Source organism: Nonomuraea diastatica (assembly GCF_004349015.1).
Taxonomy (GTDB): Bacteria; Actinomycetota; Actinomycetes; order Streptosporangiales; family Streptosporangiaceae; genus Nonomuraea; species Nonomuraea diastatica.
On record NZ_SMKP01000001.1, the window covers coordinates 31,842 to 49,345 of the forward strand.

A 17,504-nucleotide genomic window follows, 5' to 3' on the forward strand; every position below is an offset into this window, starting at 1 on the left:
CACAGCACACGACTGATACCCGCCAAAACGGACTTTTGGCTTATTTGACGGCGAATCCTGGCCTGTGCCTGGTGGCGGACGGCCGAGATGGGCGGACTCCACCGGCGGCGGCGATAGCCTTGTCGGGTGCGTATAGCGAGGTTCTCCACAGGCGAAGGCGTGTCGTTCGGCGTGGTCGAAGGCGGTCCGGGCGAGGAATTCGTCTCCATGGTCGCCGGTCACCCGTTCGGCCAGGTGCAGTTCACCGGCGAGCGGTTCCCGCTGGCCCAGGTGAAGCTGCTGGCCCCGATGTTGCCGAGCAAAGTGGTCGCCATCGGCAGAAACTACGCCGAGCACGCGGCTGAGCTGGGCAACCAGGTGCCCGATGAGCCGCTCATCTTCATGAAGCCGTCCACCTCCGTGATCGGCCACGGCGAGGACATCGCCTACCCGACGACGCTGTCCGACCGCGTCGACTACGAAGGCGAGCTGGCCGTGGTGATCGGCCGGCTCTGCCGCGAGGTGCCGGTCGAGCGGGTCAAGGACGTCATCTTCGGCTACACGTGCGCCAACGACGTCACCGCCCGTGACCTGCAGAAGAAGGACGTGCAGTTCACCAGGGCCAAGGGTTTCGACACGTTCTGCCCGCTCGGGCCGTGGATCCAGACCGACCTCGACGCGGCCGACCTCGCGTTGACGACCACGGTCAACGGCGAGATCCGGCAGAGCGGGCGCACCAGCCAGCTCATCCACGACATCCCTGCGCTGGTGGCCTACGTCAGCGCGGTCATGACACTGATCCCCGGCGACGTCATCCTGACCGGCACCCCGGCCGGCGTCGGCCCGCTCGAGATCGGCGACGAGGTCAGCGTCGGCATCGAAGGCATCGGCACACTCACGAACAAGGTGGTATCCCGTGACTGACGTACGGGTGCGGTTCGCCCCTTCCCCTACCGGCATGTTCCATGTGGGCAGCGCCCGCGCCGCGCTGTTCAACTGGGCGGTCGCCGAACGCGCCCAGGGGCGGTTCATCCTGCGCATCGAGGACACCGACGCCTCCCGCAACCGGCCCGAGTGGACCGAGGGCATCATCGCGGCGCTCGACTGGCTCGGCATCAACGGCACCAACCCGGTGTTCGAGGGCCCCTACTTCCAGTCGGCCAACGAGCCGCAACACCGCGAGGCGGTGGCCAAGCTGCTGGCCGACGGCAAGGCCTACCACTGCGACTGCACCCGTGAGCAGGTGCAGGAGCGCACCGGCTCGAAGGACAAGGGCTATGACGGCCACTGCCGCGAGCGCGGGCTCGCCGCCGGCGCGGTCCGCTTCCGCACCCCCGACGAGGGCGTCACGGTCGTCGACGACGTCGTCAGGGGCAGGGTCGAGTTCCCCAACAAAGCCCAGGAAGACTTCGTGATCGCGCGCAGCGACGGTTCGCCTCTCTACGTGCTGGCCAACGCCGTCGACGACATCACGCAGTCCATCACCCACGTCGCCCGCGGCGAGGAGCACCTGCCCAACGCGGCCCGGCAGGAGCTTCTGTGGCCCGCGCTCGGCGCGACGCCGCCGGTCTGGGCGCACCTGCCGGTCATCGTCAACGAACAGCGGAAAAAGCTCTCCAAGCGCCGCGACAAGGTGGCCCTGGAGGATTACCGCCAGGAGGGCTACCTCGCCGAGGCCATGGTCAACTACCTCATGCTGCTCGGCTGGGGCCCGGGGGACGACCGCGAGATCATGCCGTGGTCGGAGATGGTGCAGTTGTTCAGCCTGGAGGACGTCAACCCGTCCAACGCGTTCTTCGACGAGAAGAAGCTGCGGGCGTTCAACGGCGAATACATCCGTGCGCTGCCGCTGGAGGTCTTCGAGGAGCGCTGCGAGCCCTTCCTCGACCCGTCGTGGGACCACGAGCTGTTCAGCAGGGTCGCCGCGCTGGCGCAGACCCGCATCGCGGTGCTGTCGGAGATCCGGCAGAACGTCGACTTCCTCTTCCTCGAAGAGCCGGTCTTCGACCAGGCGTCCTGGGACAAAGCGATGAAGAACTCCCCGCTGGAGATCCTCACCGGCTATCTCGACCGCCTTGAGCCGGTGAGCTGGGACCCTGAGTCGCTGAAGCAGGCGCTGGAGGAGGTCGGCGCGGCCCAGGGGCTCAAGCTGGGCAAGGCCCAGGCCCCTGTGCGCGTGGCGATCACGGGCCGGACGGTGGGCCTGCCGCTGTTCGAGTCGATCGAGGTGCTCGGCCGCGAGCGCAGCCAGGAGCGCCTGCGCGCCGCACTAGCGCGCCTGCGAGGCTGACGGCGGCGCAGAGCCCCCGGCGGGCCCAGCGGGCCCCCGGCCCCGGCGGCACCGGTTGCCCCAGGGCACCGGCTGCCCCAGGGCACCGGCCGCCCGGGGCCTCGGCGCCGCCCGCGCGGCCCGGGGATCGGAGCCGGAACGCGAGGCGCGCAGTGGGCCGCCGAGACGGTCAGGCCCACTGCGCGCCTCGGCTAGACGAGCCCGCGGCGGGCGAGCAGCGGCTGGATGCTCGGCTCGCGGCCGCGGAAGTTGCGGAACGCGGTCAGCGGGTCGATGCTCCCGCCCCTGGAGAGCAGCTCACGGCGGAAATGGTCTCCGTTCGCCCTGGTGAGCCCGCCGTTCTCCTTGAACCACTCCACGCTCTCCGCGTCGAGCACCTCGCTCCAGATGTAGGAGTAGTAGCCGGCGCTGTAGCCGCCGGCGAAGATGTGCGCGAAGTAGTTCGTACGGTAACGCGGTTTGATCAGCGGCACGGCGACCTGAGCGGCCTCCAGGGCGGCGGCCTCGAACGCCTCGGGGTCGTCGACGGTCTCTCCCGGCGGCAGCCTGTGCCAGGCCCAGTCGAGCAGCGTGGCGGCCAGATACTCGACAGTCTTGAAGCCCTGGTTGAACTTCTCCGCCGCCGTCAGTTTCTCCACCAGCTCCGCCGGCATGGGCTCGCCCGTCTCGTGGTGCTTGGCATAGTTGGCCAGGACGTCGGGCCAGGTCACCCACATCTCGTTGACCTGCGACGGATATTCCACGAAGTCGCGGGGCACGCTGGTGCCGGACACGCGCGGGTAGCGCACGTGGGAGAACAGCCCGTGCAGCGCGTGGCCGAACTCGTGGAAGGCCGTGTTGACCTCGTCGTACGTCAGCAGCGTCGGCCCCGAGGCGGGCTTGGTGACGTTGAGGTTGTTCATCACCACGGGCAGCTGCCCGAACAGGAACGACTGGTCGACCAGGTTGTTCATCCACGCGCCGCCGCGCTTGCCCGCCCTGGCGTACGGGTCGAGCACGAACAGCCCCAGCCCGCTCCCGTCCTCGTCGAACACCTCGAAGACGGTCACGTCGGGGTGGTAACCGCTCAGGTCGGGCCGCTCGGTGAAGGTGATCCCGTACAGCTTGCCGGCGGCGAAGAAGATGCCGTCGCGATAGACCCGGCCCAGCTCGAAGTAGGGCCGCATCGCGGCGCCGTCGAAGTCGTAGCGGGCCTGGCGGACCTTCTCCGCGTAGTACGACCAGTCCCACGGCTCGATCGCGAATCCGGCCTGCTCGGCCAGCGCCTCCGCCTCCTTGTACGCGTTGCGCACGGCCGGGCCGACGAGCTGGCCGAGCATCTCCTCGACCGCCTCGACGGTCTTGGCGGTCTGGTCGGCCACCGTGTAGGCGGCGTGGTCGGGGAAGCCGAGCAGCGCCGCCCGCTCGGCGCGCAGCGCCGCCATCCTGGTGGCCCGGCCGAAGTTGCCCGGCGCCCGGCCCACGCTCAGGTCGTACAGCCTGCGGCGTACGTCACGGTTGGTCAGCTGGGCGAGGCCCGGCTGGTTGGTGAAGTTCAGCAGCGGCAGGGCGTACGTGCCGTCGTCCTTGCGCAGCGACTCGATCTTGGCCTCGTCAAGGCCGTCGAGCTCCTTGCGGTCCGTCACCACCAGCGCCGACTTGGTCGACGCCTTCAGCAGGCTCTGCGCGAACTCCGTGGAGAGCTTCGACAACTCCTCGTTGAGCTCGCGCAGCCGGCCCTGCTCGGTCTCCGACAGGTCGGCGCCGGCCCTGATGAAGTCGTCGCGGTATTTCTCCAGCAGCCAGGACTCCTCCGGGTCGTCCGTGGCCACCCGCTTGATGCGCGCCCACAACGCCCGGTTGAGCCGGATCGCGTCGCTGTGCCTGGTCAGCTGAGAGGAGATCTGCTTCTCGATCCCCATGATGCCGTCGGTGGAGTTGGAGGCGGCGATGCTGAAGAAGGTCGTGGCCGTGCGATCGAGGATCCGCCCCGATCGTTCGAGTGCGGCGATCGTGTTGTCGAAGGTCGGCGGCTCTGGGCTGCCGGCGATCGCGTCGACCTCGGCCAGTTGCTCGACCATGCCCCGCTCGAAAGCGGGCACGTAGTGCTCCTCGCGAACGTCCGCGAACCGCGGCAGCTGGTAGGGCAGATCACTAGGGGCGAAGAACGGATTCTCGGCCAACGCTCGGGCTCCTCCACGTGGTGTTTTGTCCCCTTCAGCTTGGCATGACCGGGCCGGTGCCGCAGGCGGCGGAGGACGGGTTGGCCGTTCGTTTTGGTCTTACCCCTCTGGCTGGGCTATTCTTTCGGACATCGCCGGAGCGCGCCCCAGAGGGTTCGCCACGGTGGGGTATGGTGTAATTGGCAGCACGACTGATTCTGGTTCAGTTAGTCTAGGTTCGAGTCCTGGTACCCCAGCATTGATGGACGCCTTCCCGTGAGGCGTCCTTTTTATTTCGCCAGCCGGTGCAGAATTTCGGTGATCTGCTGATACGCCTTGGCGGTCGGCGCATGCGAGGTGTTCACCGTGAAGACCTTGAACCTGTTCTTCGGCGTCGCGGCGTCCGCCTCCCTGATCATCCGGTCCTGCAGCGCGATCGGGATCACCCGGTCACGCGAGTGCCTGATGTAGACACGGGGCACCCGCCCCCACTTGTCCTTGTGCCCCCGGCCGTCGGCGTTCGGCACCTGCATGGACTCGTCGGGCAGCAGCGAGTTCAGCATGGCGAGAAACTCGCCATCGCCGGCCTCGGCCATGTACGCCGCCTTGACGCCGTCCAGGAACTTCTTGTCGTTCGTGCGCCAGTTGACGCGGATCGCCTTGATCACCCGGGGGTCGGCGATCACGCCGGGCACGATGTTGCCCGACAGGCTCGGCTTGCCCTCGGGCGTCTCCAGATACTCGGCCGGCGACTTCAGGTTGGTGCAGCAGTAGGCCGTGTCGTAGACGAGCCGGTCGATCAGGTCGGGCACCTCGTCGGCCGCCTTCGTGATCGCCGCGCCGCCCAGGCTGCCGCCGACCAGGATCACCGGCCCGTACTCGGAGACCCTGCGCACGGTGTCCACCGTCGCCTCGACGTAGTCGTCCAGCGTCACGCCCGCCACCGGCGACGGCATCGTGGCCAGCTTGTTCATGTCCTGCGGCGTCTGGTAGGCGCGGGTGAACTGCTCGGCGGGGCCGTGCCCGGGCAGGTTCACGCCGACGGAACGGTGGCCGCGCATCGTCAGCTCCGCATCGGCCGAGGCCGTGCCGTTCGCGCCGGTCACGAAGACGAACGTGGTCACCTCCTCACGCTTGGGCGCGATCGTGGCGCCGGCCGTTGCGGTGGCGGCGCTCGCACCCGCGACCGCGGCGTACTGGAACATCTTTCGTCTGCTCGGATTGCTCATGAGGCGATGCTCCCCGAGCGCGCCGGCCCGCACATCGCCCGCCAGGCTCGACGTGCGGTCGACGCCCGGCATCCACCGATCGGTTGATGTCATGCCAGGCTTGACCCATGAGCCGGCTCGACGGGCGTGAGCGCTGGGTCTTTCTGGCGCTCGCCTACGCACTGCTCGCGGTCTCCGCGATCGCGGCCGCCGTCATGGGCGGCGACGGCCCCGCCCCGGCGTGGATGCCCGGCTGGCCCGTGCTCGTGCCGGCCGCCGCCGTGTGGCTGGCGCCGATCGCCTGGCTCCATTCGCGCCGCGACACGCACCGCGTGCTCGTCGTGGGCCACTACCTGGTGCTCATCGCCCTCGCCGGGGCCCTGGCCGCCGGACACGCCGCCTTCATGGTGTTCGCCTCGGTCGGCTACCCGCTCGCCATCGGGATGTTGCCCGCCCGGCTGGTCATGCTGGGCGTGACGGTGACCGCCGTGGTCAGCGTGGCGGCGCAGGCGAGCCCTGGCGCCCGTGGCTCCCAGCTCAGCGTGATCGCCGCCGTGGCCCTGCCGCTGGCCATCGCCGGCTGGTACGTCTCCGCGGAGCACGACAAACGCCGCCGCCTGGTCGAGCGGCTGCGCGCCGCCATGGAGGAGAACGCCGAGCTGAACGCCCGCCTGCTCGACCGGGCCAGGAGCGCCGGCGTGCTGGACGAGCGGCACCGCATGGCCGGTGAGATCCACGACACGGTCGCCCAGGACCTCGTCGCGCTGATCGGCCGGCTCCACGCCGCCGCCCGCGTCTCCGACGGCCCCGCCCGCCGCCACCTCGACCAGGCCGCCGAACTGGCCCGCCGCAGCCTGTCCGAGGCCCGCAGGTCCGTGCGCGCCCTACGCCCCGAGCAGCTGGAGGACTCCCGGCTGCCCGAGGCCGTCGACCGCATGGCCCGATCCTGGTCCGAGTCGTCGGGCGTCGGCCTCGCCCTGGAGATCACCGGCACCCCGGTCGCGCTGGCCGCCGACGTGGAGGCGGCGCTGTTCCGCGTCGCCCAGGAGGCGCTGGCCAACGTCGCCAAGCACGCACGCGCCACCAGAACGGCCCTCACGCTCTCCTACACCGACGAATCCGTGCTTCTCGACATCCGGGACGATGGAGCCGGCTTCGACCCGCAGACGCCCGCTGACGGGTTCGGCCTCGACGGCATGCGTCAGCGGGCGCGCGGCGTGGGCGGCACGCTGGCGATCGAGTCCGAGCCCGGCCAGGGCACGGCCGTCGCCGTGTCCGTGCCCGCCATCCCGCGGGGGAAGGATGATCCACGTTGACGGCGGACGACCACCCCACGAAGGGAGCACGATGCGGCTGAGGCTGCTGATAGCGGACGACCATCCGATCGTGCGCGACGGCCTGCGCGCGGCCCTCGGGGGTGAGCCCGACATGGAGGTCGTCGGAGAGGCGGCCGACGGGGCACAGGCCGTGCGCCTGGCCGCCGAGCTCCGGCCGGACGTCGTCCTCATGGATCTGCGCATGCCCGGCATGGACGGCGTCAGCGCCATCCGCGAGCTCTCCGGCACCGGGCCGCGGGTGCTGGTGCTCACCACGTTCGACACCGACGTCCTGCCGGCCCTCGAAGCCGGAGCCAGCGGCTACCTGCTGAAGGACGCCCCGCCCGACGAACTGGTCCGAGCCGTCCGCGCCACCCACGAGGGCGAGACCGTGCTCGCGCCCTCCGTGGCCGGGCGTCTGGCCAACGACCTGCGCAGGCCCACCCGGGGCAGGCTGAGCAAGCGCGAACTCGAGGTGCTGCGCCTGGTTGCCGGGGGAGCGACGAACAAGGAGGCGGCGGCCGACCTGTTCATCAGCGAGGCCAGCGTCAAGACACACCTGTTGCACGTCTACGCCAAGCTCGACGTCCGCGACCGCGCCTCCGCCGTCGCCGAGGCATACCGCCGCGGGCTGCTCAACGGCTGACGGATCAGCCGTTGGAACGGCGACGCGGTGCGACGGCCGGGTGAAGCCAGGGCTGATGGTGATGTGGCGTCGGTTGACGGACGAGCGCGTGGTTCGGTGGTGATGTGTGGGATCAGCAAGGTTTGGGTGGTGATGTAGGGCGAGGGGTGGGGATCGCGCCGGATCGGTGGTGATTCGGGGGATGGTTGGAGGGGGTGATCAGAGACCAATGAGGCACCAAGCCGGTGCGGTAAAGTCGCCCGGCTTATGGAGGAATTTCGGATTCGCGCGGGGAGTTTCCCCCGCTTCGTCGCCCCGTTCGCCGCGCCCCTCGTGCTCTTCTTCGTCGTCATCCTGCTGCTCGGAGCCATCTTCACCGGTAGCACCCTGCTGGGCATCGCCATAGGCGCGCTGGGCACCGGCGCGCTGTTCGCCGTCCTCGCCGCCAAACATCGCCGCGTGAGCTCGGGCACCGTCGTCCGCTTCACCGCGGAGGGCGTCGAGCTGACCGACTCGCTCGGCTTCCGCGTGCACCTTCGCTGGCCCGACATCACCCGGATCGATGTCGTCGACACCCAGCTTGCCAACCCCCGGAGCGTCGGCCGGCCGGGTGGGGTGCGGGTGCGCGCCCCGGCGCTGCGCTCGGTGGGGCTCATCGGCTGGGGCGAACGCATGGTCCCGCCCCAGATCCCCGGCTGGATGCGCGACCGGCTGTCCCGCGTCCCCGTTGACCCGGCGACGGGCCGTCCGGAGGTGACGATCCCGCTCGGCGAGTTCGACGCGCTGTGGCAGCGCGGCCGGATGGGCGACTGGGTACGCCACCACAGGCCCGATCTGATGGGCCGCTAAGTGGTTTGGTTGTGGTCTCCGGGGTGCGGTAGAGTTACGCGCGTCGCCGGGGAATCCCGGCACATCCGCTTGTGGACAGGGTCCCGTCGTCTAGTGGCCCAGGACGCCGCCCTCTCAAGGCGGTAGCGCCGGTTCGAATCCGGTCGGGACTACCACTGTCACAAGCCAGCGAAGGTCCCGTCGTCTAGTGGCCCAGGACGCCGCCCTCTCAAGGCGGTAGCGCCGGTTCGAATCCGGTCGGGACTACGTCTGCATCATCGCTCCGGCGCGATTTCGCTCCGGAGTTCTTCTTTTCCGCCGAGGTTTCGCTCCGGGGATATTCCGCCGGTCGCCGGCTCTCACGCGATCGGCCCACAGCGCGCACGTCACGGTGCCCGCCCCGCGAACCGCAGGAGCGTTCCCCCGGACGGGGGCCGGCCCCGTGCGGCGGGTGGGGGCGGCCGCCGTCAGCGTAAAGGCTGGGAGGTGCCCCGGCCACGTGCGGCGCCGCCTGCTCACCCGGCCAGGTGTGGTGCCGCCTGATCGTCCGGCCAGGTGCGGCGTCCTGCCAGGGGCACGTCGGGAGCGACGGCTGTGCTGCGCGGAAAGCGATCGTCCAGCCACGGGCCGCATCGAGCGGAAGGCCCACCACGGAACGGCGAGGGCCCCACCACGGTCGGGAGGGCTCAACCGCGGTAGGAAGGGCCCATCGCGGACGCCGAAGGCCCTCACCGTGGGGTGAGGGCCTTCGGCGGGCGGGCAGGTCACAGGGAGCGGGCCTTGAAGAGCGCTCGCCGGGCGGCCTTGGCCACCTGCTTGTCCGGATGCACCTGCGAGATCAGATCCAGCAGCTCCTCCACGTGCGCGTGCGGGATCTTCCAGATCACCTCCAGCAGGTTGCCGACCATGTCGGGGCCGATGTCCTGCAGGCTGCTCACGAACTCCGACCGGCCCAGCCCGGCCGAGATGGTCCACATGTCGAGGATCAGCCAGTGCGTGTCGTCCTGTGTCGGCTCGGGCGCCCCCTCGACCTCCAGCTGGCTGAGGTGGGTGGCCGCGTACGGGCGCAGCGTGGGCTGCTTGAGCGCCTCCCGCCAGGCCGGGATGGCGGCCTCGCCCAGGGTGCCGACCACGCTGGCCGCCTGCACCCTGATCAGCGCGTCGCTCTCGTCCTCGCCCGCCGCCTCCAGCAGCTCCTCGGCGGCCCTTCCCGGCTCGCGCAGCCGCATCCAGGCGGCGAACTCGGCGTCGGCCTCGTCCTCGGGCAGTTCGGCGCTGAGTGCCAGCAGCTCGTGGGCGCTCATGGATTCGATCGCCGGTCTGGCGTCGACCTCGATGTCGGCGTCGTCGACCAGGTGGACGACCCCCTCGGTGCCGAGCGGTGTCAGCCTGAGGGCCTTGCCGTCGACCTCGACCATGCCGTAGCCGATCAGCCAGTCGATCGCGGGCGCCAGCGGGTCGCCCGCCGCCTCCCACGCGTCCGATCCGAGCTCGTCGAGGTCGGCGGCGGCCTCGGCCAGCTCCTGGCCCAGCTCGTCGAGGTCGCGGGAGCCGCCGGCCAGCAGGAGCCTGACCAGCAGGCCGCGGGTCAGGCCCGCCAGCGCCATCGTGAGATCGTCGTCGTCGAGCTCAGGATCGCCGTAGTCGACCGAGTGCAGCCCGAGCATCCAGGCGTCGAGCACGTCCTCGTCGTCGTCGAACGGCCACTCCGACGTGTCGTCCTGGACCGCCACCGTGTTGGCGTCACCCGGCTCGAGGAACTCCAGATCGACGGCCAGGTTCCAGATGTTCCACAGGTAGGGGACGGACTCGGCGACCGGGCCCTCGGTCTCGGGCCTGGGCAGCCCGACGGCCGCCAGCGCCTCCTCGACTTCGGCGTCGCTGAGCAGGGTGTCCTCGCCCACGCGGCGGCCCGAGCCCACCCACACGGCCAGGTCGCGGGCCTTGGCGATGAGCGGCGCCTCGCGGGCGGCCGCGGCCAGCTCGGAGTCGGGCCGCAGCCTGATCGTGTCGAGCTCGGCCAGCTCGTCGGCGAACATCTCGAAGTCGCCGAGATCGCCGGTCTCCTCCTCGTCCTCCTCGCCCTCGGTGTCGTCGATCAGCTCCTCCATCAGGTCGACGAACTCGTCTTCGACGTCGTCGAGCTCGGCCTGCAGATCGGCGAGGGAGTCGGAGCCCTTGGCGAGCCTGCCGGTCTGCGAGAGGAACGTGAGGTAGGCGTCGACGGCCGGGAGCATCCCGTCGGCGGCGGCGTCGGGATCCTCCACGACCTTGGGCATGCGGTCGAGCAGCAGGTTACGCAGGTCGGCACGCTTCCACGTGCCGAGATCCTGCGAGAAGGCGAGACGGTGCCAGAGTGCGGCAGGCCCCACGAGCTCGGGGTCGCTTCCGGGCGCGTTCGCACGCGCCCACATGATGAACTCTTCGAGCAGGGGTCGCAGCTCAGTGGCGGCTACCTCGATGCGATCTGTCACGCACTCAGGCTAATGCGCCCGCGAGGCTGTCGGCCCCAGAAATACCTGGTTTCGCCGATCATGACAGCCGATCATGACGTGCGGCGCATCGCCTCGGTGATGCGTTCGGCCGCCGCCATGACGGGCACCGCGTGCAACCGCCCGGGGGCCCGCGTGAGCCGCTCGATGGGCCCGGAGACCGACACGGCCGCGATCACCTTGCCTCCGCTGCCCCTTATGGGAGCGGAGACGCTGGCCACTCCCTGTTCCCGCTCACCGACGCTGTGGGCCCAGCCCCTGCGGCGCACGGACGCGAGCGTGGCGGCGGTGAACTTCGCACCGCGCAGCCCGCGGTGCAGCCGGTCGGGCTCCTCCCAGGCGAGCAGGATCTGCGCCGCCGAGCCCGCCGTCATGGGCAGCGCCGAGCCCACGGGAACCGTGTCGCGCAGGCCGCTGGCCCGCTCCGCCGCCGCGACACAGACGCGTTCGTCGCCCTGCCGGCGATAGAGCTGCGCGCTCTCCCCGGTCAGGTCTCTGAGCTGCATCAGCACGGGGGAGGCCACCGCCAGCAGCCGGTCCTCGCCGGCCGCGGTGGACAACTCGGAGAGCCGCGGGCCCAGCACGAAACGGCCCTGCGTGTCGCGGCTCACGATGCGGTGGTGCTCAAGTGCGACGGCCAGCCGATGGGCCGTGGGACGGGCCAGACCGGTGGCCTGGACGAGCTGCGCCAGTGAAGCGGGTCCCGCTTCGAGAGCATTGAGTACAAGAACTGCCTTGTCGAGTACTCCGACTCCGCTAGAGTTGTCCATAGGACGATACTGCCGTCTCGACATGTGAGAAGGCAAGTCACAAAGGTTCTCCCGCGAGGGAGCACCGGTCTCTGGACTGAGGAGCGCAGGGAACGGGGCGACCGCAGCGACGAGGGAAGAGACCGGATCCGAGCGACTGAGCCGCGATGCGTCGCATCGCTCTATGCAGGAGGAGATCACATGGGCCGCACACTGGCCGAGAAGGTCTGGGAGCAGCACGTCGTCAGGCGCGCCGACGGCGAGCCCGACCTGCTCTACATCGACCTGCACCTCATCCATGAGGTGACCAGCCCGCAGGCGTTCGACGGGCTCCGTCTCGCCGGCCGGAAGGTGCGGCGTCCCGATCTCACGATCGCCACCGAAGACCACAACGTGCCGACCGTGCTCGGGCCGATCGCCGACCCGGTGTCCAAGAAACAGGTCGAGACGCTGCGCAAGAACGCCGCCGAGTTCGGCATCAGGCTCCACCCGATGGGCGACGCCGGGCAGGGCGTGGTGCACATCATCGGGCCGCAGTTCGGCCTGACGCAGCCGGGCATGACGATCGTCTGTGGCGACTCCCACACCTCGACGCACGGCGCGTTCGGCGGCATCGCGTTCGGCATCGGCACCTCCGAGGTCGAGCACGTGCTGGCCACCCAGACGCTGCCCGCCTACCGGCCGAAGACGATGGCCATCGAGGTCTCGGGCGAGCTGCCTCCCGGCGTCACGGCCAAGGACCTGATCCTGGCGATCATCTCCAAGATCGGCACCGGTGGCGGCCAGGGCTACATCGTCGAATACCGCGGCGAGGCGGTGCGCAAGCTCTCCATGGAGGGCCGCATGACGGTGTGCAACATGTCGATCGAGGCGGGCGCCCGCGCCGGCATGATCGCGCCGGACGACACCACGTTCGCCTACCTCAAGGGGCGCCCGCACGCGCCGCAGGGCGAGGCGTGGGACCAGGCCGCCGAATACTGGAAGTCGCTGCGCACCGACGACGACGCCGTGTTCGACAAGGTCGTGGAGATCGACGCCTCGACGCTGACCCCCTACGTCACGTGGGGCACCAACCCCGGCCAGGGCCTGCCGCTCGCCGAGTCCGTGCCGAGTCCCGGCTCCTTCGCCGATCCGGTCGCCCGCTCGGCGGCCGAACGCGCGCTCGACTACATGGGCCTCAGCGCGGGCACGCCGCTGCGCGAGATCGAGGTCGACACGGTGTTCGTCGGCTCGTGCACCAACGGCCGCATCGAGGACCTGCGTTCGGCCGCCGAGATCCTGCGCGGCCGCCAGGTGAAGACCCGCACGCTGATCGTCCCCGGCTCGATGCAGGTCAAGCTGCAGGCCGAGGAGGAGGGGCTGCACGAGGTGTTCAAGGCCGCGGGCGCCGAGTGGCGCGAGGCAGGCTGCTCGATGTGCCTGGGCATGAACCCCGACACGCTCAAGCCGGGCGAGCGCAGCGCCTCGACCTCCAACCGCAACTTCGAGGGCCGCCAGGGCAAGGGTGGCCGCACCCATCTGGTGTCGCCACAGGTCGCCGCCGCAACCGCGGTGACCGGCCGCCTCACCGCTCCCGCAGACCTCTGACGCGGTCACGGTGATCCGGCCAGGCCGCCTCACCGACGCACTTCCCGGTGCAGACCTCTGACGCGGTCACGGTGATCCGGCCAGGCCGCCTCACCGACGCACTTCCCGGTGCAGACCTCTGACGCGGTCACGGTGATCCGGCCAGGCCGCCTCACCGACGCACTTCCCGCGCAGACCTTCAGACCTGTAGACCCGTAAGGAAAATCGATGGAAGCCTTCATCACCCACACCGGTACGGCTGTGCCGCTGCGCCGCAGCAACGTCGACACCGACCAGATCATCCCGGCCGTCTGGCTCAAGCAGGTCAGCCGCACCGGCTTCGAGAACGGCCTGTTCGCGGCCTGGCGTGAGGACCCGGAGTTCGTCCTCAACGACGCCGCTTACGAGGGCGCCTCGATCCTGGTCTCCGGCCCCGACTTCGGCACCGGCTCCTCGCGCGAACACGCTGTCTGGGCGCTCCAGCAGTACGGGTTCCGCGTCGTGATCGCCGCCAGGTTCGGTGACATCTTCCGCAACAACTCCACCAAGATGGGCCTGCTGCCGGTCGTCCTGCCCGGCGACAAGGTGGCGGGCCTGCAGTCGGCCGTCGAGGCGGACCCGAAGCTCGAAATCACCGTCGACCTGCGGGAACGCCAGGTCCGCTGGGCGGACGAGGTCATCGCTTTCGAGATCGACGACTACACCCGCTGGCGGCTCATGGAGGGCCTCGACGACATCGGGTTGACCCTGCGTCACGCCGGCGATGTGGCGGCATACGAGAATGGTCGGCAGCCATGGCTGCCGACGACCGTCTAGAGGACGACGAACTGGCGCGGCGGTTGCGCGAGGCGCACCGCCGCGTCCGCATGCTCCCCGCCGCCGGCAAGGAACGGATAGCGCGCCGCTATCTGTCGATTTGTGACCTTGCGAAGCGCGATCCGAAAAGGGCCGCGCTCCGCCTCGACTCGTTTCTGGCCTCCCTTGACGAGCCTCCCGACACGCCACGAAGTGCGGAAAACGCGCCCGGTGATTGAGTTCCCCTGCGATCCCGCCTACTTTCGAGCCCGTAAGGGGTTTCTCCGTCAAACACGTAAACTGGAGCCCCGAGCCGTAACTGGGGGAGCAGGACTTTCATGAACAAGCGTGAACTCGTCGAGGCCATCGCGGATCGGGTGGGCGACAGGAAGACGGCCACCGAGGCCGTGAACGCGGTCGTCGACGCCATCCAGAAGGCCGTGGCCAGCGGCGACAAGGTCTCGATCACCGGCTTCGGCGCGTTCGAGATGGTGAACAAGCCCGCCCGCACGGCGCGCAATCCGTCGACCGGCGCAGAAATCAACGTCGCGGAGAGCTGGGCGCCGAAGTTCCGTCCCGGCTCCGATTTCAAAGAGCTGGTGAACGAGGGCGGCAAGAAAATCGGCAAGAAAAAGTAAACTCAGCGGACCACGCCCGGGCCGTCCGGCCCGGGCGTCCGCATTTAAGCGCCGGGCACCGGGAAAGTGGAGAGCGTGATGTAAGTGATCTCGCCGCCGGACGTCACGAGATTGACCCGCTGCCCCGTGCGCAGCAACAGCAGCGGCCCCGCGTCGAAGGCGGGCTTGCCGAACTCCAGCACGGTTCCGTCATCGAGGAACACCGTGCCCGAGCGAGTGGCCTCGTCGAAACTACGCACCGTCGCCTGCACGAGGACCAGCGTAAGGCGGCCACGCCAGGCGGTCCAATAATCGTTTGTCCCCGCCCGCGCAGGTCGCGCGGATCGCCCATCATGGAACGCAGAGGCGACTTCGCGCTGTTCGCCTGGGCCAATGGCATCACCCAGATGGGCACCCAGATCACCGTGGTGGCCCTGCCGCTGACCGCGCTGCTCACGCTCGACGCCGGCGCCTTCGATCTCGGCCTGCTGTCGGCCGCCCAGATGCTCGCGTTCCTCCTGATCGGGCTGCCCGCCGGCGTGTGGGTGGACTGGTCACGGCGCCGCCCGATCATCATCTGGGCCGACGTCGTACGCGGCGTGGCGCTCCTGTCGGTCCCCGTGGCCGCCTGGCTGGGCGTGCTCACGCTGCCCCAGCTCTACGCCGTCGCGCTGTGCTCGGTGCCGGCACGGTGTTCTTCGACGTCGCCCACATGAGCCTGCTGCCCGCCATCGTGCCCAAGGAGCGGCTCGAACGCGGCAACGGCGTACTGGAGATCACCAAGAACGTCTCCCTGCTCGCCGGGCCCGGCGTCGGCGGCTGGGCGGTGGCGGCGCTCACCGCCCCGATCGCCCTGCTCGCCCACGCCGTCAGCTATCTCGTCTCCGCGCTTCTGCTGACGGGCGTACGGGCGAGGGAGGCGGCGCGGCGCAGCGAACGATCCCTGCGCCACGAGGTCGCGGAGGGCCTGAGATTCGTCGCGGGAGAGCCGGTGCTGCGCAGGATCGCGGTAGGCGGCGCGCTGGCCATGACCGCCAACTCCGTCTGCCTCGTCGGCCTGCCCCTCTACCTGGTCAAGGAGTTCGGTGTCGGCGCAGCGCAGTACGGCCTGCTGCAGTCGGCCGCCGCCGTGGGCTCACTGGCGGGCGCCGCGCTGGTGGCCCGCGTCACGACCTGCCTCGGCACCGGCCGCACCCTGTACGGCTCCGCGGCACTGGCCACCGTGCTCTACCTGCCCGCGCTGGCGACCGGCCCCGGCTGGCGGCTGCTGATCTTCCCGGTGGCCGCGTCGTTGTTCGGCGTGGTCAGCGCGATCTTCGGCATCGCCCAGCTCAGCTACCGCCAGCGCATCACCCCAGGTCACCTGCTCGGCCGGGCCAACGCCAGCATGCGCTTCCTGTCGCACCTGGCGGTGGTCACCGCGCCCGCCGTCATGAGGACGGCCGCCGCTCCCTGACCGCCGTCCCGGTCATGTGTCCGGCCACAGCTCCCTGACCACCGCCGCAGTGTGCCGGCCGAGCCCGAGGGCGACGGCCGCGCGCAGGTCATTGGGTGTGTCGACGTCGCGGCGCACCGAGTCGATTCCCGGCACGGCCAGCTCTTTGGCCCCGGCGGCCAGGTGCTTGGCCCGCGACTCTCCGCCGAACCTGGGGGTGAACGGTGTCCCCGGGAGCACACCGTAGAAGGTCGTCCCCACGTCGAGCGCGTCGGGCACGAAAGCCTGGTCGAACTCGGCGGCTGCCTTCAGCGCCAGGCCGAGTTCGGCCGGCCGCAGGGCGGGCAGGTCGGCCTGGAGCGCGCCCACCGCGTCGCCGGGCGCGACGCGTACGGCGTGGGCGGCTCCGGTGCGGAGCGCGGTGTTCAGCCCGCGATCGGGGTCGTGCACCACCTCGGCCCCGAGCCCGGCGAGGGGGCCCGCGGCGGCCGGGTCGGCGGTCACCACGATCACCCGCGCCACCCGCGGGCACGAAAGCGCCGCCGCCACGGTGTCGCAGGCGACGGCCACGGCCAGCCTGGTGCGATGCGGCCCTGTCGCCGCGGCGAGCCGGGTCTTCGCCGCGACCAGCGTCTTCACCGGAATCACCAGTGACCACCGGATGCTCATACGCTTAAGCATCGCGCCTCGACATCCCGAGCGGCCAACCGGGAGACTTGGGGCGCATCCCGCAGGTGTTGGAGGAGACCATGAGCCGCCCCACGCGACCGTCGCGTTTCTGGGAAACCCTGGCCGTAGTCGTGGTGAAACCGCTCTCCCGGCTCCTGGTCAAGAAGGACTGGCGCGGCGGGGAGCGCATCCCCCGCACCGGCGGCGTGATCATCGCGACCAACCATCTCTCCTGGGCCGACCCTGTTCTGCTGTCGCACCTCCTCTACAACAACGGGCGCTGGCCGGTAATCCTCGCCAAGTCCGCGCTGTTCAGGGTGCCGTTCCTGGGCCGGGCCGTGGCGGCGTTGCTGGCCATCCCGGTCGACCGCGGCAGCAACGAGGCGGCCAGGTCGCTGCAGGTCTCGGCCGAGCGGCTGGCCGACGGGTGCGCGATCATGTTCTACCCGGAGGGCACCTGCACCCGCGACCCCGGCCTGTGGCCCATGGTGGGCAAGACGGGCGCGGCCCGGCTGGCGTTGCAGAGCGGCGCGCCGGTCATCCCAATCGCCCATTGGGGAGCGCATGAGCTGCTCCCCTACGGGGAGAAGAAGCCCAGGCTGTTCCCGCGCAAGACGTTCCGCGTCAGCGTGGGGCCGCCGGTCGATCTGTCGAAATACGCGGGCCGGCCACCGCACGCGGCCGTGTTGCGTGAGGCGACGGCCGACATCATGGCGGCGATCACTGTGCAGCTCGCGGAGCTGCGCGGCGAGAAGGCACCGGAAACTCCCTACGACCCCGCCGGACGGTGATGG

General features: G+C 70.1%; 18 protein-coding genes and 3 tRNA genes. 15 read left to right on the forward strand and 6 right to left on the reverse strand.

Annotation, left to right across the window (positions count from 1 at the left end; all coding sequences use genetic code 11):
• Nucleotides 1–126: 126 nt before the first annotated feature.
• Both E1294_RS00170 and gltX read left to right on the forward strand, forming a co-directional pair.
• Nucleotides 127–903, forward strand: a complete 777-nt coding sequence (locus E1294_RS00170; RefSeq protein ID WP_132503550.1) for a fumarylacetoacetate hydrolase family protein — start codon at nt 127–129, stop codon at nt 901–903.
• A 34-nt stretch (nt 904–937) separates the two neighbouring features.
• Nucleotides 938–2,269 carry a glutamate--tRNA ligase gene (gltX, locus tag E1294_RS00175; RefSeq protein WP_246082730.1) on the forward strand — a complete coding sequence of 444 codons (1,332 nt, stop codon included), beginning with the start codon at nt 938–940 and terminating at the stop codon, nt 2,267–2,269.
• A 191-nt stretch (nt 2,270–2,460) separates the two neighbouring features.
• Here gltX and E1294_RS00180 read toward each other — a convergent pair whose 3' ends face one another.
• Nucleotides 2,461–4,431 (reverse strand): M3 family metallopeptidase, encoded by a 1,971-nt coding sequence (locus tag E1294_RS00180; protein ID WP_132503552.1) that lies wholly within the window; start codon nt 4,429–4,431, stop codon nt 2,461–2,463.
• Nucleotides 4,432–4,595: 164 nt separating this feature from the next.
• Between E1294_RS00180 and E1294_RS00185 the strand changes: the two genes are divergently transcribed.
• A tRNA-Gln gene (locus E1294_RS00185) sits at nt 4,596–4,667 on the forward strand.
• A 33-nt stretch (nt 4,668–4,700) separates the two neighbouring features.
• Here E1294_RS00185 and E1294_RS00190 read toward each other — a convergent pair.
• Nucleotides 4,701–5,732: an alpha/beta hydrolase gene (locus tag E1294_RS00190; RefSeq protein WP_246082723.1), complete on the reverse strand. Its 1,032-nt coding sequence runs from the start codon at nt 5,730–5,732 to the stop codon at nt 4,701–4,703.
• Between the two features lie 14 nt (nt 5,733–5,746).
• Here E1294_RS00190 and E1294_RS00195 point away from each other — a divergent pair, with 14 nt between their 5' ends.
• The 5 genes from E1294_RS00195 to E1294_RS00215 all read left to right on the forward strand — a co-directional run bounded on the left by E1294_RS00195 (nt 5,747) and on the right by E1294_RS00215 (nt 8,654).
• Nucleotides 5,747–6,934, forward strand: coding sequence for a sensor histidine kinase (locus E1294_RS00195; RefSeq protein WP_132503553.1), 1,188 nt, complete (start codon nt 5,747–5,749; stop codon nt 6,932–6,934).
• 31 nt (nt 6,935–6,965) lie between these two features.
• Nucleotides 6,966–7,580, forward strand: coding sequence for a response regulator (locus tag E1294_RS00200; RefSeq protein WP_132503554.1), 615 nt, complete (start codon nt 6,966–6,968; stop codon nt 7,578–7,580).
• A gap of 246 nt (nt 7,581–7,826) precedes the next feature.
• Complete coding sequence (locus E1294_RS00205) at nt 7,827–8,408, forward strand: hypothetical protein (protein ID WP_132503555.1); 582 nt, start codon at nt 7,827–7,829, stop codon at nt 8,406–8,408.
• Between the two features lie 79 nt (nt 8,409–8,487).
• Nucleotides 8,488–8,563 (forward strand) — tRNA-Glu (locus E1294_RS00210).
• A gap of 18 nt (nt 8,564–8,581) precedes the next feature.
• Nucleotides 8,582–8,654, forward strand: a tRNA-Glu gene (locus E1294_RS00215).
• Between the two features lie 497 nt (nt 8,655–9,151).
• On the opposite strand, the gene E1294_RS00220 is transcribed toward E1294_RS00215, so the two are convergent.
• Nucleotides 9,152–10,861, reverse strand: a complete 1,710-nt coding sequence (locus E1294_RS00220; protein WP_132503556.1) for a hypothetical protein — start codon at nt 10,859–10,861, stop codon at nt 9,152–9,154.
• A gap of 71 nt (nt 10,862–10,932) precedes the next feature.
• The gene (locus E1294_RS00225; RefSeq protein WP_020543978.1) at nt 10,933–11,649 is read right to left on the reverse strand and encodes an IclR family transcriptional regulator; all 717 of its coding nucleotides are present in this window, start codon (nt 11,647–11,649) and stop codon (nt 10,933–10,935) included.
• 180 nt (nt 11,650–11,829) lie between these two features.
• Between E1294_RS00225 and leuC the strand changes: the two genes are divergently transcribed.
• The 4 genes from leuC (at nt 11,830) to E1294_RS00245 (ending at nt 14,627) form a co-directional block, all read left to right on the forward strand.
• Nucleotides 11,830–13,215 carry a 3-isopropylmalate dehydratase large subunit gene (gene leuC, locus E1294_RS00230; protein ID WP_132503557.1) on the forward strand — a complete coding sequence of 462 codons (1,386 nt, stop codon included), beginning with the start codon at nt 11,830–11,832 and terminating at the stop codon, nt 13,213–13,215.
• A gap of 207 nt (nt 13,216–13,422) precedes the next feature.
• Nucleotides 13,423–14,010 carry a 3-isopropylmalate dehydratase small subunit gene (gene leuD, locus E1294_RS00235; protein WP_132503558.1) on the forward strand — a complete coding sequence of 196 codons (588 nt, stop codon included), beginning with the start codon at nt 13,423–13,425 and terminating at the stop codon, nt 14,008–14,010.
• On the forward strand, nt 13,989–14,228 hold the full coding sequence (locus tag E1294_RS00240; RefSeq protein ID WP_132503559.1) for an SCO5555 family protein: 240 nt from the start codon (nt 13,989–13,991) through the stop codon (nt 14,226–14,228). Before leuD ends, E1294_RS00240 begins: the two co-directional genes overlap by 22 nt.
• A gap of 99 nt (nt 14,229–14,327) precedes the next feature.
• The gene (locus E1294_RS00245; RefSeq protein WP_132334500.1) at nt 14,328–14,627 is read left to right on the forward strand and encodes an HU family DNA-binding protein; all 300 of its coding nucleotides are present in this window, start codon (nt 14,328–14,330) and stop codon (nt 14,625–14,627) included.
• 44 nt (nt 14,628–14,671) lie between these two features.
• On the opposite strand, the gene E1294_RS00250 is transcribed toward E1294_RS00245, so the two are convergent.
• Complete coding sequence (locus E1294_RS00250) at nt 14,672–14,878, reverse strand: hypothetical protein (RefSeq protein ID WP_132503560.1); 207 nt, start codon at nt 14,876–14,878, stop codon at nt 14,672–14,674.
• Nucleotides 14,879–14,959: 81 nt separating this feature from the next.
• On the opposite strand from E1294_RS00250, the gene E1294_RS00255 reads away from it, so the two are divergent.
• On the forward strand, nt 14,960–15,322 hold the full coding sequence (locus E1294_RS00255) for an MFS transporter (protein ID WP_132503561.1): 363 nt from the start codon (nt 14,960–14,962) through the stop codon (nt 15,320–15,322).
• The gene (locus tag E1294_RS00260; RefSeq protein ID WP_132503562.1) at nt 15,280–16,062 is read left to right on the forward strand and encodes an MFS transporter; all 783 of its coding nucleotides are present in this window, start codon (nt 15,280–15,282) and stop codon (nt 16,060–16,062) included. Before E1294_RS00255 ends, E1294_RS00260 begins: the two co-directional genes overlap by 43 nt.
• Before the next feature lie 12 nt (nt 16,063–16,074).
• Here the strand turns inward: E1294_RS00260 and cofC are convergent, their stop codons facing one another.
• Nucleotides 16,075–16,710 (reverse strand): 2-phospho-L-lactate guanylyltransferase, encoded by a 636-nt coding sequence (cofC, locus tag E1294_RS00265; protein ID WP_132503563.1) that lies wholly within the window; start codon nt 16,708–16,710, stop codon nt 16,075–16,077.
• Nucleotides 16,711–16,790: 80 nt separating this feature from the next.
• On the opposite strand from cofC, the gene E1294_RS00270 reads away from it, so the two are divergent.
• Nucleotides 16,791–17,501, forward strand: a complete 711-nt coding sequence (locus tag E1294_RS00270; protein ID WP_132503564.1) for a lysophospholipid acyltransferase family protein — start codon at nt 16,791–16,793, stop codon at nt 17,499–17,501.
• The last annotated feature ends 3 nt before the right edge of the window (nt 17,502–17,504 follow it).

What these genes read in the sequence shown, in the direction of transcription:
- gltX (WP_246082730.1), top strand. Translation starts at nt 938, where the DNA reads ATGTTCCATGTGGGCAGCGCCCGCGCCGCGCTGTTCAACTGGGCGGTC.
- E1294_RS00190 (WP_246082723.1), bottom strand. Translation starts at nt 5,732, where the DNA reads ATGACATCAACCGATCGGTGGATGCCGGGCGTCGACCGCACGTCGAGC.
- E1294_RS00195 (WP_132503553.1), top strand. Translation starts at nt 5,747, where the DNA reads ATGAGCCGGCTCGACGGGCGTGAGCGCTGGGTCTTTCTGGCGCTCGCC.
- E1294_RS00200 (WP_132503554.1), top strand. Translation starts at nt 6,966, where the DNA reads ATGCGGCTGAGGCTGCTGATAGCGGACGACCATCCGATCGTGCGCGAC.
- E1294_RS00205 (WP_132503555.1), top strand. Translation starts at nt 7,827, where the DNA reads ATGGAGGAATTTCGGATTCGCGCGGGGAGTTTCCCCCGCTTCGTCGCC.
- E1294_RS00225 (WP_020543978.1), bottom strand. Translation starts at nt 11,649, where the DNA reads ATGGACAACTCTAGCGGAGTCGGAGTACTCGACAAGGCAGTTCTTGTA.
- leuC (WP_132503557.1), top strand. Translation starts at nt 11,830, where the DNA reads ATGGGCCGCACACTGGCCGAGAAGGTCTGGGAGCAGCACGTCGTCAGG.
- leuD (WP_132503558.1), top strand. Translation starts at nt 13,423, where the DNA reads ATGGAAGCCTTCATCACCCACACCGGTACGGCTGTGCCGCTGCGCCGC.
- E1294_RS00240 (WP_132503559.1), top strand. Translation starts at nt 13,989, where the DNA reads ATGGCTGCCGACGACCGTCTAGAGGACGACGAACTGGCGCGGCGGTTG.
- E1294_RS00245 (WP_132334500.1), top strand. Translation starts at nt 14,328, where the DNA reads ATGAACAAGCGTGAACTCGTCGAGGCCATCGCGGATCGGGTGGGCGAC.
- E1294_RS00255 (WP_132503561.1), top strand. Translation starts at nt 14,960, where the DNA reads ATGGAACGCAGAGGCGACTTCGCGCTGTTCGCCTGGGCCAATGGCATC.
- cofC (WP_132503563.1), bottom strand. Translation starts at nt 16,710, where the DNA reads ATGAGCATCCGGTGGTCACTGGTGATTCCGGTGAAGACGCTGGTCGCG.
- E1294_RS00270 (WP_132503564.1), top strand. Translation starts at nt 16,791, where the DNA reads ATGAGCCGCCCCACGCGACCGTCGCGTTTCTGGGAAACCCTGGCCGTA.